This window comes from Haloferax gibbonsii ATCC 33959 (assembly GCF_000336775.1).
Lineage (GTDB): Archaea > Halobacteriota > Halobacteria > Halobacteriales > Haloferacaceae > Haloferax > Haloferax gibbonsii.
In genome coordinates, this window is sequence record NZ_AOLJ01000003.1 from 102409 (window position 1) to 115601 (window position 13193).

8 protein-coding genes are annotated in these 13193 nt (G+C 68.5%); 4 read left to right on the plus strand and 4 right to left on the minus strand.

What is annotated here, in order from left to right; genetic code table 11:
- Window positions 1-272: 272 nt before the first annotated feature.
- Window positions 273-1451, plus strand: coding sequence for a M24 family metallopeptidase (locus tag C454_RS00990; RefSeq protein WP_004971650.1), 1179 nt, complete (start codon window positions 273-275; stop codon window positions 1449-1451).
- A 26-nt stretch (window positions 1452-1477) separates the two neighbouring features.
- Window positions 1478-2785, plus strand: a complete 1308-nt coding sequence (gene gdhB / locus C454_RS00995; RefSeq protein ID WP_004971653.1) for a glutamate dehydrogenase GdhB — start codon at window positions 1478-1480, stop codon at window positions 2783-2785.
- Between the two features lie 82 nt (window positions 2786-2867).
- Here gdhB and C454_RS01000 read toward each other — a convergent pair whose 3' ends face one another.
- Window positions 2868-6002: an FAD-binding and (Fe-S)-binding domain-containing protein gene (locus C454_RS01000; protein WP_004971656.1), complete on the minus strand. Its 3135-nt coding sequence runs from the start codon at window positions 6000-6002 to the stop codon at window positions 2868-2870.
- Between the two features lie 6 nt (window positions 6003-6008).
- Window positions 6009-6977, minus strand: coding sequence for a D-2-hydroxyacid dehydrogenase (locus C454_RS01005; RefSeq protein WP_004971658.1), 969 nt, complete (start codon window positions 6975-6977; stop codon window positions 6009-6011).
- A gap of 129 nt (window positions 6978-7106) precedes the next feature.
- Here C454_RS01005 and C454_RS01010 point away from each other — a divergent pair, with 129 nt between their 5' ends.
- Window positions 7107-8414 (plus strand): amidohydrolase, encoded by a 1308-nt coding sequence (locus C454_RS01010; protein ID WP_004971660.1) that lies wholly within the window; start codon window positions 7107-7109, stop codon window positions 8412-8414.
- The gene (locus C454_RS01015; protein WP_004971663.1) at window positions 8411-9709 is read left to right on the plus strand and encodes a threonine ammonia-lyase; all 1299 of its coding nucleotides are present in this window, start codon (window positions 8411-8413) and stop codon (window positions 9707-9709) included. Before C454_RS01010 ends, C454_RS01015 begins: the two co-directional genes overlap by 4 nt.
- Window positions 9710-9784: 75 nt before the next feature.
- Here the strand turns inward: C454_RS01015 and C454_RS01020 are convergent, their stop codons facing one another.
- Window positions 9785-11143, minus strand: coding sequence for an aminotransferase class III-fold pyridoxal phosphate-dependent enzyme (locus C454_RS01020; RefSeq protein ID WP_004971664.1), 1359 nt, complete (start codon window positions 11141-11143; stop codon window positions 9785-9787).
- Between the two features lie 186 nt (window positions 11144-11329).
- The gene (locus tag C454_RS01025; protein WP_004971666.1) at window positions 11330-12964 is read right to left on the minus strand and encodes a BCCT family transporter; all 1635 of its coding nucleotides are present in this window, start codon (window positions 12962-12964) and stop codon (window positions 11330-11332) included.
- Between the last annotated feature and the right edge of the window lie 229 nt (window positions 12965-13193).

The window sequence follows — 13193 nt, forward strand, 5'->3', positions numbered from 1 at the left end:
GCACATTAGTATTGCTTGTCTAACACTTCACTGACTGTTTGAATATTCTGGTAATTTTGAATAATCTAGATTATCTAGGAAATTGAATGCTCTAGAGCGTTCTACTTAGTATATCTGTGAAAATGGTGTCTGCGGTCATTTGAGCCGACAACCAATCTTGTTTTATCTATACACTATCCTCGTCTCCTACGCCGTCGGCGTACACAGAATCCGTGACCATTGTCCACAAAAAATTTTTACGGGCCCTATCCGATGGTTCGATAGAGGTTCCCATGCCAAGAGCCGTATTCGACAGCGCCGAGTACGACAGACGCATCGCCCGGACCAAAGAGCGGATGGCCGAACGCGGGCTGGACGCGCTCTTCGTGAGCGACCCCGCGAACATGAACTATCTCACCGGCTACGACGGGTGGTCGTTCTACGTCCATCAGGGGGTCGTGGTCACGCGGGACCGCGACGAACCCGTGTGGGTCGGTCGCGACATGGACGCCAACGGCGCTCGCGCGACAACCACGTTGAGCGAGGAGAGCATCCGGCCGTACAGCGACGACCACGTGCAGTCGCCCCACGACCTCCACCCGATGGACTTCGTCGCGGCCGTGCTGGAGGACCTCGGCGTCGGCGACGCGCGCGTCGGCCTCGAGATGGACGCCTACTACTTCACCGCGAAGTCCTACACGCGCCTGCAGCAGAACCTCCCCGAGGCGAGTTTCGAGGACACGACGCTCCTCGTGAACCGCGTGCGCATCAAGAAGTCCGACGCCGAACTCGACTACATGCGCGAGGCGGCCCGCATCTCCGAGAACGCGATGCAGGCCGGCCTCGACGTCATCGAGGAGGGCGTCCCCGAGTACGAGGCCGCAGAGGCCATCTACTCGGCGCTCATCGAGGGAACCGACGACTACGGCGGCGACTACCCGTCTATCGTCCCGCTGATGCCCTCGGGCGACCACACGGGGACGCCGCACCTCACGTGGACCGACCGCGAGTTCGAGGACGGCGACCCGGTCATCATCGAACTCTCCGGCTGTCGGCACCGCTACCACTCGCCGCTCGCCCGGACGACGTTCGTCGGCGACCCCCCGGAAGAGCTGTCCCGGCGGGCCGACATCGTCGTCGAGGGGATGGAAGCCGCCCTCGACGCGGTCGAACCCGGCGTGACCTGCGAGGCCGTCGAGAAGGCGTGGCGCGACACCATCGCCGAGTACGGCATCGAGAAGAAAGACCGCATCGGCTACTCGATGGGCCTCGGCTACCCGCCGGACTGGGGCGAGCACACCGCGAGCCTCCGCCCCGGCGACGAGACCGTCCTCGAAGAGAACATGACGTTCCACACCATCCCCGGCCTCTGGTTCGACGACTTCGGCGTCGAACTCAGCGAGACGTTCGTCGTCACGGCCGACGGGGCGGAGCCGCTGGCCGACTTCCCCCGCCGGCTATTCACAACTTAATTATGACTCCGGGTCACAGCCCTCATATGATGACCGAAGATGGCAAAAATCGAAACGGCGAAGCGGTCGCCGACGGCGGCTCGGAGTCAGAACCCGAATCGGCGCTGGCGACGGCGCGCAGACAGCTCGAACGCGCGGCGAGCCACGCCGACGTCGACGACGGCGTCGTCGCGCGCCTGAAGCACCCGACGCGGGTCCAGCAGGTCTCGGTCCCGCTCCGCCGCGACGACGGCTCGCTCGACGTGTTCACCGGCTTCCGCGCCCAGCACGACGACGTGCGCGGGCCGTACAAGGGCGGCCTCCGCTACCACCCGGAAGTGACCGCCGACGAGTGCATCGGGCTCTCGATGTGGATGACCTGGAAGTGCGCCGTGATGGACCTCCCGTTCGGCGGCGGCAAGGGCGGCGTCGCGGTCGACCCCAAGACGCTCTCCGACGAGGAGCGCGAGCGACTCACGCGACGGTTCGCCGAGGAGATTCGGAACGTCGTCGGGCCGAAGAAGGACGTTCCCGCGCCCGACATGGGAACCGGTCCGCAGGAGATGGCGTGGTTCATGGACGCCTACTCGATGCAGCAGGGCGAGACGACGCCCGGCGTCGTGACGGGCAAGCCGCCGGTCATCGGCGGCTCCTACGGCCGCGAGGAGGCCCCCGGTCGCTCCGTCGCCATCGTCACCCGCGAAGCCATCGACTTCTACGACTGGGACATCGAAGACACCACCGTCGCGGTCCAAGGGTTCGGGTCCGTCGGCGCGAACGCCGCCCGCCTCCTCGACGAGTGGGGCGCGAAGGTGGTCGCCGTCTCCGACGTGGACGGCGCGATTTACGACCCCGACGGCCTCGACACGCAGGACGTCGAGGGTCACGACGAGCGCCCCGGCATGGTGTCGGGCTACGACGCCCCCGAGTCGCTCACGAACGAGGAACTGCTCGAACTCGACGTGGACGTGCTCATCCCGGCGGCCATCGGGAACGTCATCACGACCGAAAACGTCGACGCCATCTCGGCGGACATGGTCGTCGAGGGCGCGAACGGGCCGACGACGTTCGCGGCCGACGCCGTCCTCGAAGAGCGCGAGATTCCCGTGGTCCCCGACATCCTCGCCAACGCCGGCGGCGTGACGGTCTCGTACTTCGAGTGGCTGCAGGACATCAACCGCCGCCAGTGGTCGCTCGAACGCGTCCACGAGGAACTCGAAGCCGAGATGCTCAAGGCGTGGAACGCGGTCCGCGAACACGTCGAAGAGCGCGACCTGACGTGGCGCGACGCGGCGTACGTCGTCGCGCTCTCCCGCATCGGCGGCGCGAAGGAGACGCGGGGCCTCTGGCCCTGAACGGCTGAGCGTCGAGCGAAATTCGAAGCGACCCGCGACCTGAGGGCCGCGGCGCGGCCCGTTTTCTTTTTCGGCGCGCTTCTCAGTCAGCGACCGCTTCGGCGACCTTCTCTATCGGGTGCGGCGGGTCGTCGGCCGCGCCGTCCATGTCTTCGAGTTGGGTCCGACAGGACGCGCCGGGCGCGACGACCGTGTCGCCGCGGCTCTCGCCGATTTGGTCCGAGAGGATGTCGCCGATGGCCTTCGACAGCGAGTGGTGTTCGGCCTCGTAGCCGAAGCTCCCGGCCATGCCGCAACAGCCGGAATCGAGCGGGTCCACGTCGTAGCCGGCGCGCCGGAGGACGCCCACCGCGTGGTGGTCCTTGCGCGTCGCCTTCTGGTGACAGTGGCCGTGGTACGTCAGCGTCTCGGCCGACGCTGAGGCGTCGATGTTTTCCACGAGGCACTTCGCGTCGAGGTACTCCATGATGCCGTAGGTCTCGGCGGCGACGGTCTCGGCCGCGTCGCTCGAAAGCAGGTCGAGGTAGTCCGACTGGAACATGACCGCGTCCGAGGGCTCGACGAGCACGACGCTCCAGCCGGCTTCGACGCGGGGCGCGAGCGCGTCGACGTTCGTCTCGGCGCGCGCCCGCGACCGGTCGAGGAAGCCCTTCGAGTGGGCCGGGCGGCCGGTGGCGGTCACGTCGTCCGGAATCGAGACGTGGACGTTCGCGGCTTCGAGCACGCGAATCGCGGCCTTCCCCGCGTCGGGGTGGTTGTAGTTGGTGTAGCTGTCGGGGAACACGAGCACCTTGTCGGTGGCCTCGGCCTCGGGGACGCGAGCGCCGCCCCGCGCCTCGAACCAGTCTTCCAGCGATTCGCGGTGGAACGTCGGGAGCGACCGCTCTCTGGCGATGCCGACGGTCTTCTCCATGACCGTCCGCGCGCCCGGCACCTTCGCCGCCCAGTTCGAAAGCGGAGCGAGCCGCGAGCCCAACGCGTTCAGCCGGTCCACCTCGGCGAACAGGCGGTCTCGGAGAGTCGCGCCGTGAGACTGGTGGTGGGCGTGTTCGACCTCGGCTTTGAGCTTCGCCATGTCCACCTCGCTGGGGCAGTCGCGGGCGCAGCCCTTACAGCCGACACAGAGGTCCAGCACCTCGCGCATGAACTCGGTGTCCGTCGCGTCGGCGTCGAGGTCGCCGCTCATGGCCTGCCGGAGCATGTTGGCGCGACCGCGGGTCGACAGCCCCTCTTCCTCCGTGGCGCGGTAGGTCGGACACATCACGCCGCCGGTGGTCGACTGGGCGCCCCGACAGCCGCCGCAGCCGTGGCAGAGTTCCGCCATCCCCTGAAAGCCGTTTTCGGTGTCCCACTCGAGTTCGGGGTCGAAGCCGGCGTCGAACTCGTAGTCGGGGTCGAACCGGAGATTCTCGGTCATCGACACGTCGCCGCAGACCTGCCCCGGATTGAGGAGCCAGTCGGGGTCGAACGCGGTCTTGAGGTCGCGGAAGGCGTTCCAGAGGCGGTCGCCGTACAGTTTGCGGTTCCACTGGGTCCGCGCGCGGCCGTCGCCGTGTTCGCCCGACACCGACCCGCCGGCCTCGACGACGAAGTCCGTCACCTCGTCGGCGATGGTCTCGAACGAGTCGAGGCCGTCGAGCGTCTTCGTGTTGACGAGCGGGCGGACGTGCAGCACGCCCGGGCCCGCGTGGGCGTAGAAACTCGTGTTGGCGTCGTGGTCGTCGATGACCTCGCGGAACCGCTCGACGTAGCCCGGCAGTTCGTCGGCCGGCACGGCGCAGTCCTCGATGAAGGAGATGTGTTTCTCGTCGGTCGTCCGCGAGAGCAGGATGGGTGCGGCGGCCTTGCGCATCTCCCAGAGCCCCGCGCGGGCCGCCTCGTCGTGGGCTTCCAGCGCGTCGAACGCGCGGGCGTCGTCGGCGACGCCGACGCCGTCGGATGGGGTCGTTTCCGGCGTCACCGAGGGTGCGCGGGCCGTCAGCAGGTCGGCGACTTTCCGCCGGCCGTCCGCGTCGGAGTCGGCGTAGAACTCGACCAGCAGGGCCGCGCGGGTCCCGTCGGGGAGCGACGCGGCCACGTCGTGGAACTCAGCGGTGTCGAGCGCGAGGTCGATGAGCACGTCGTCGATGAGTTCGACCGCCGCCGGGTCGTGGTCGAGGATGGGGGCCACGTCGGCGGCGGCGTCGAACACGTCCTCGTAGGTGAGGAGCGCGACGGCCTTCGTCTCCGGGAGCGGTTCGAGCGAGACGGTCGCCTCGGTCACGACGGCGAGGGTCCCCTCGCTCCCGGCGAGCAGACGCGCGAGGTTCACGGTCCCCGACTCGCAGTCCGGGTCGGTTCCGGTCCCGTCGGCCAGCGGGCGCTCCCCGCGGGCCTCATCGACCAGCGCGTCGAGGTTGTAGCCGGAGACGTTGCGCTTGAGGTCCGGGTAGCGGGCGTCTATCTCCTCGCGTTCCTCGTCGAGCACGCGGACGACCTCGGCGTAGATTCGAGGGAGAAGCGGACTCTCCGGGCCGTCGGCCCCCCACGCGTCGCTCTCGGCGTCGGCCTTCTCCCGGAGTTCGGCCACGCGCACCTCGCCGAAGCGGTGGACGCTCCCGTCGGCGAGGACGACCTCGCACTCCTCGACGTAGTAGTCGGTCTTACCGTACTTCAGGGAGTGCGCGCCGGTGGAGTTGTTACCGATAGCGCCCCCGAGGACGCTCCGGTCGCCCGCGGCGGGGTCCGGGCCGAACGTGAGACCATGGTCGGCCGCGGAGTTATTGAGGTCCGCGAGCGTGACCCCGGCCTGCGCGGTCGCCGTCGCCGCCTCGGCGTCCACCGACTTGACCCCGTCCATGTGCCGCGAGAGGTCGAGGACGACCGCCTCGTTGACGGCCTGTCCGGCGAGGCTCGTGCCGCCGCCGCGGGGGAGGACGGGAATCTCGCGGTCGGCGCAGTACTCCACGACGGCCGCCACGTCGGCGGTCGAGGTCGGCATGACGACGCCGACGGGGAGCACCTCGTACGCCGAGGCGTCGGTCGCGTACAGCTGTCGGGTGTACTCGTCGAACCGCACGCCGCCGTCGACGAGGCGTTCGAGGTCGCTCACGAGCGCCTCGCGGTCGGTGTCGCCGCCGACGTAGTCGTAGTCGGCGCGCGGGTCGTCGCCGGGGTCGACTGCCGGGTCGGTCTGCTGGTCGGCGCGAGAGTCGTCGGGACGTTCCTGCGTCGCCATCGGGAGTCAGTTCGACTCGGCGGCCAGCACTTGGTTCTCCAACTCCTCGCCCTCGTCGAGTCGCCCGAGGTTCCCGGCGACGATGTCGGCGAGGCGGTCCCAGTGTTTCGGCGTGTGGCCGCCCGTGTGGGGCGTGATGAGGCAGTTCTCCAGCCCCCACAGCGGGTGGTCGGCGGGAAGCGGCTCGGGGTCGGTCACGTCCAGCGCGGCCCCGCGAATCTTGTTCGACCGAAGCGCCGATACGAGCGCGTCGGTGTCGACGATGCCGCCGCGGGCGGCGTTGACGAGCACCGCGTCGGCCGGCATCGTGGCGAACTCCGCCTCGCCGATGAGCCCGCGGGTCAGGTCGTTCAGCGGACACGCGACCACGACGTACTCGCTCCGGGAGAGCGCGTCGTGAATCGCGTCGGGTTCGAAGCCGGCGACCTCGTCGGTCGGGCCGCCCTTCGACGGGGTGTAGCGGATGCCGATAGTCTCGACTTCGAAGCCCTGCAACCGCTGGGCGACGGCCTGCCCGATGGAGCCGAGGCCGATAATCGTCACCGTGCTGTCGGTGAACTCGCCGGACTGGAAGTGCCGCCACTCGGCGCGCTCTTTGCGCCGCCAGCCCTCGTGGAGGCGGCGGGCGAACACGAGCATGTTGCCGATGGCCTGCTCGGCGATTCCGGGCGCGTGGATGCCGCCGGCGTTGGTGACGGCGACGCCGTGTTCCGCGAGCGCGTCCATCGGGACGTGGTCGGTCCCGGCGAACGTGCAGGCGAACAGTTCGAGGCGGTCGGCGCGGTCCAGCAGGTCCTCGTCTATCGTGATGCCCGTGACCACGCGGGCGTCGGCGACGAGTTCGCGTTCCTGTTTCGGCGTCCGGGCGAGCGTCACGGTCCGGTCCGGGAGGCGCTCGCGGAGCGCGTCGGCGTACGATTCCATCGAAAGGCCCTCGGTCCCCTCGCGGAGGACGACGATGTCTGTCTCGGTCATGGTGTGAGTCGCGCGCGTCGCGGGCGCGGTTGCTACATCGATTGGGTGACGTTCCCTTAGTCTTTTTGTGTAGCCGGTGTCCACGGATACCGTTTATGCTTAAGTGGGTGGCGAGTGGTACGTGTACGCATGGCCGACGCCGTTCGAGCGCGACTAGCGGAGCTTCGCAGAGACCTCCACCGCCACCCCGAACCCGGCTGGTGCGAGTTCCGGACGACCGCGCGGCTCGTCGAGGAACTGCGCGCCATCGGCGTGGACGAACTCGCCGTCGGCGCGGACGCCTACGACCCCGACGACCGGATGGCGGTCCCGAGCGACGACCGACTCGACGAGTGGTACGAGCGGGCGCTCGACAGCGGGGTCGACCCGGACCTCCTCGAACCGCTCCGCGGCGGGACGACCGGCTGCGTCGCCGTCCTCGACCGCGGCGAGGGGCCGACGGTCGGTCTCCGCGTCGACATCGACGGGCTGTTCATCGAGGAGTCGGACGACGCGGGTCACGACCCCGCGGCCGAGGGCTTCCGCTCGGAGACGGGCGAGACGATGCACGCCTGCGGCCACGACACTCACATGACGTGGGGACTGGCGACGCTCGAAGCCGTCACGGAAAGCGACTTCTCCGGCCGCCTCGTCGTGTTCTTCCAGCCCGCGGAGGAGATTTCGGGGGGCGGCGCGCCCATGGCGAAAAGCGAGTACGCCGCCGGCATCGACTACCTCTTCGCGGTCCACGTCGGCCTCGACCACCCGACGGGCGAGGTCGTCGCCGGCATCGAGAAACCGCTCGCCATGTGCCACATCGACGCGGAAATCGAGGGGACGACCGCCCACGCCGGGAAAGCGCCGGAGGCCGGCGCGAACGCCATCCACGCGCTCGGCACCGCCATCGAGAGCGTCTACGGGATTCCGCGGCACTCCGACGGGATGACCCGCGTCAACGTCGGCCGGGTCGAAGGCGGCACCGCGAGCAACGTCATCGCCGACGAGGTTGAGGCCGTCGCCGAGGCGCGCGGTGAGACGACCGAACTCATGGAGTACGCCAAGGCCGAACTCCGCCGGCGGTTCGAGAAGGCCGCCGAACTGCACGACTGCGAGGCGACGGTCGACGTGGTCAGCGAGAGCCCGCGGGCCGACAGCGACCCCGAGCTCGTGGAGGCGGTCGCCGACGCCGCCGAGGGCGTGCGCGGCGTCGACCGCGTCGTGCCGACCGCCGACTTCGGCGCGAGCGAGGACGCCACGTTCCTCATGGAGCGCGTCCAACGCGACGGCGGCCTCGCGTGCTACTCCATCGTCGGCACCGACCATCCGACGAGCCACCACACCGCGACGTTCGACGTGGACGAGCGCAGTCTCGAAACCGGCGTCGAGGTGCTCACGCGGTCGATTCTCTCGGTCGCGGGAGTCGAGTCGGCACCGGAACTCGCGGGAGAGAACCGATGAGCGACGGCCGCGTCACCGGCGAGTCGGCTCCCCCGGCGTCCGAAATCGTCACCGCCGAGGACGTGGCGGACGCCCACGAGCGACTCGACGGCGTGGTCCACCGGACACCGCTCGATAGCTCGCGGACCATCGCCGGCCGCTGCGGGGCCGAGCGGGTCGACCTCAAACTGGAGAACGTCCAGCGGACGGGGTCGTTCAAGATTCGCGGCGCGTACAACGCGATGGCGCAGCTCCCCGAGTCGGTGCGCGAGCGGGGGGTCGTCGCCTCCAGCGCCGGCAACCACGCGCAGGGCGTCGCGCTCGCCGGCGACCTGCTCGGCATCGACACGACCATCGTCGTCCCCGAAATCACGCCGGCGGTCAAAATCGACGCGACCCGCGGCTACGGCGCGGACGTCGTCGTCGAGGGCGACCTGTACGAGGAGTCGTACGAACACGCCCTGCGACTCGCCGACGAGGAGGGACTGGAGTTCGTCCACCCCTTCGACGACGCGGCCGTCATCGCCGGACAGGGGACCGTCGGGCGGGAACTCGCGGCTGACGCGCCCGACGTGGACACGGTTCTCGTCTCCATCGGCGGCGGCGGCCTCATCTCCGGCATCGCCACCGCGCTGAAGGCGCGGGACCCCGACGTGCGCGTCGTCGGCGTCCAACCCGAGGGGGCGGCCCACGCCAAACCCTCGCTGGAGGCCGACGAGATTCGCATGCTCTCGGAGGTCGATACCGTCGCCGAGGGTATCGCCGATGCGCGGCTGTTAGAGCGGACGTTCGCGGTCGTCCGCGACCGCGTCGACGACGTGGTCTCGGTCGACGACGCGGACCTCGCGGTCGCCACGGCGGTCCTCGCCGAGCGGGCGAAGACGGTCGCCGAACCGGCCGGCGCGGCCCCGGTCGCCGCGCTGCTGTCGGGCGCGGTCGACGTCGAGGGCGAGCGCGTCGCGGCCGTCGTCTCCGGCGGCAACGTCGGCCTCTCGGAACACGCCGAACTGACCCGCGTCGGGATGGAGGCGCTCGGCCGCGCCGCCGAAGCGCGCCTCGAAACCGACGGCTGGCCGGCGGTTCTCGGCGACCTCTCCGAGGCCGTCGCCGCGTCCGGGGCCGAACTCGATAGCGTCGAGCGCGCCGCCCGAACCGCCGCCGACGAACCGAATCGGGTTCCGGTCGAGGTTCGTCTCGACGGGAGCGGTCCGGACCACCTCGCGGACGCGCTCGATTCGCTGGCCGCGCTCGACGGCGTCGAAGTCGTCTCACACTCGCTGGACGAGCGCGTCGGCGAGTCCGGTGACTCGGCCTGAGTAGTCCGGAAAAACGGGACAGACCGCGTCTCGGGTCCGTTCTTTCTCACGCTGTCCGTCCGGCGAAACCCACGCTCACGCGACCGCTTCGGTCGCCACGGCGTCCATCGCCTCGCAGAAGATGCCCACGCCCATCTCGATTTCGCGCTCGCTGGAGTCGAGCGGGGGCAGGAGGCGAATCGTCTTCTTCCCGCAGCCGAGGGTGAGCAGGCCGCGGTCGAGCGCCGCTTCGACGACGGCGTCGCGGCGCTGTTTGGTGTCGAACTCGACGGCGAGCATGAGGCCCTTGCCGCGCACGTCGACCACGTGGTCGGGCGCGTCGTCGGCGAGGAGCTCCTTCGCCTGCCGGCCGCGCTCGGTCGCGTTGTCGAGCAGGTCGTACTCCTCGATGGCGTCGAGCGTGAGCGCGCCCTGCATCGACGCGAGCAGGTCGCCGCCGCCGAACGTCGACCCGAGGCGGTTCTTCTCGGTCGGGAAGACGTCGGACCGCGAGACGGTCGCGCCGACGCGGAGCCCCTTCGCGCTGGCGATGACGTCGGGTTCGATGGGGTAGTGGTCGGCGGCCCACATCTCGCCCGTCCGCCCGACGCCCGACTGAATCTCGTCCACGACGAGCGGGATGTCGTAGGTGTCGCAGACGTCGCCCACCTCGGCCATGAACTCCTCGCTCGGGAAGCGGTAGCCGCCGACGCCCTGAATCGGTTCGAGAATCGCGAACGCGACCTCGTCGGGGTTGACGTGGCCGCCCTCCGGCGAGAGCGAGTTCCGCAACTGCGACCCGCCGCCCGCGAAGAAACCGCAGTCGCAAGAGTCCGCCGAACAGCCCGAGTCCGCGCAGAACGGAACCGTCTCGATGCCCGCGACTTGCGGGTAGTGGCGGGTGTAGACCTCTTTCGATTTCGTGAGCGAGAGCGTCCCGAGGGTCCGGCCGTGGAAGCTCCCCTCGAAGGCGTAGCCGTACTTCGCGGGGGCCTTGTGGTCGTGCGTTATCTTCATCGCGTTCTCGACGGCCTCGGCCCCGGAGTTCGACAGGAACACCGTGTCCATCCCGTAGTGAGAGGAGACGTCGGTGAGCTTGTCCATCAGGTGGCTCGACCCGGGGAACTCGGCGGTTTCGGGGTCCGGTCCCGCGCCGAAGTACATGTCCTGTCCGGCGATTTTCATCGGTTCGACGAGGTCGAACTCCCGGAGCTTCGACAGCACCTTCTCGTTGTTGTAGCCGAGCGGCGCGGCCCCGATGTGGCAGGTGAAGTCCAAGAGGACGTTGCCGTCCACGTCGGTGACGAACGGGCCGTCGGCCTCGGCGGTCACGTCCCAGACGAACTCGTGGGAGTACTCGCTGGGCGCGGCGTGCTTGTGATGGAACTCGACCCACTGCTTCGCGTTGGGTCCGGGCAGCGCTGCTGCGTCCGGTTCTGCGGTATCCCGATCCATACACAGGATTTGTTGATACCGTACATTAAAACTTGGTATCATAGAGGCTACCACGCGTCACGGCTCGCGGTCCGCCTCGGCGACCGCGCCGGCGGCGCTCTCGGTCGGTACCGGTCTTCAGAGAATGGAGATGGACGGCGACGGGGACAGAGACGGGGACGGAACCGCGTTCGGCTGGAGTCGGCGTCAGTCGTCGTCGTGGCTGGAGACGTTCGCGGCCGGTGCCTGCCCGCCGGTCGACTCCGACTTCCCCCAGAGGTTCGTCTCGTCTTGGAGGAGCAGGCTTCCGTAGTCGTCTTGGAAGGTCCGGATGAGCCCGAGCGTCGCTATCACGCAGATGACCGCGAACGGCGCGCCCGTGATAATCGCCGCGGACTGCAGGGCGTTCACGCCGCCGACGACCATCAGGATGGACGCCACCGCGCCCTGGAGGACGGCCCAGAAGATGCGGTTGAGCGCGGAGGGTTCCTTTTTGCCGCCGGTCGTCATCATCGACACCGCCAGCGTCGACGAGTCGGCGGAGGTGACGAAGAACGTCGTCACGAGCACGAGGAACCCGAACAGGAGCAGCGGTCCGACGATGGGGAGATTGCCGAAGAGGACGTACCCCGAGACCGCTTCGCCGTACTCGGAGACCGGCCCGAGGACGTTCGCCGCGCCCGTGTGCTGCATGATGACGCCCGCGCCGCCGACGATGGCGAACCACGGGACCGTCGCGAGCGAGGTCGCGCCGATACCGGCGAACGCGACCTCACGGACGCTCCGACCGCGCGAGATGCGGGCGATGAACAGGCCCGCGAAGGGCGACCACGCCAGCGGCCAGAGCCAGTAGAAGACGGTCCACGCGTTGACCCACTTCCCTGCGCTGGCCGTGGTGGCCTGCGTGAACAGGCTCATCTGGAAGAAGTCGCCGATGAAGCCGCCGGTCGCCTGCGTGCCGAGTTCGAGGATGCGGAAGGTCGGCCCGAACACCAGCGTCGCGACCATCAACAGGGAGAACACGACCATGTTGAAGTTCGAGAGCCGGCGAATCCCCTTGTCGACGCCCAGCACCAACGAGATGGTGAAGATGACGACCATGCCCGTGATGACGAGGATGGTCCCCACGTCGCCGAGTTGGATGCCCCACTGGAAGTTCAGTCCGGTGATGAACTGGCTCCCGATGAAGCCCAGCGAGGTCGCGACGCCGCCGAGGGTCGCGAACACGGCGAGAATATCGACGGTTTTCCCTATCGCGCCGTCGACGTTGTCCGCGCCGAGCACCGGCGTCAGGACCGCCGACACGCGAAGCGGCGCGTCGTAGTTGTAGACGAAGTAGCCGATGGCGAGCCCCATCACGGTGAAACACGACCACTGGGTCAGACTCCAATGGAAGATGGAGTACTGGACCGCCAGCGGCATCGCCGCCGCGGACTGGGCCTCGGCCCCGTACAGCGGCGGGACCGTCGAGTAGTGGAACAGCGCCTCAGCGGGCCCCCAGAAGACGATACCCGCCGCGAGCCCGGCGGAGTACATCATCGCGAAGTAGGAGAGGAACCCGTACTCTGGGTCCTCGTCACCGAGCTTCAGGTTCCCCCACGGCCCGAATATCACGAAGCCCAAGAACAGGACGAACCCGAGCATCGCCAACAGGAAGAACCAGTTGAACGTGGCGAGAATCCACCGGCGAATCCCGAGGACGAAGTCGTAGGAAGCCTCGGGATTGAGGCTGAACGCGCCGACGAAGAGCAGCGTTATCGCCGCGCCGAACGCGAACACCACCGGCTCGATTTCGTCGAGGAAGCGCCCGACCGCGCCGTCAGCGGAACTCACGGCTGACACCCCCCCTGTGCGACCGCTCCGTTCGACCCCGTCCGACCGGGGCCGTCACCTCCCGACTGACTGGCCGGGGCCCGCGCCCCGAACTGTGCGTCACGACGACCGTTGCACGCGTGTGCTATGTTGTGGTCTGACATACTCTCGCTCCGACGGACACCATGCTACGTGATGTCCCACATCACGACAAGTGCAAACATTACCAATAAAATTTGTGGTTATCGGTGACGCCGAG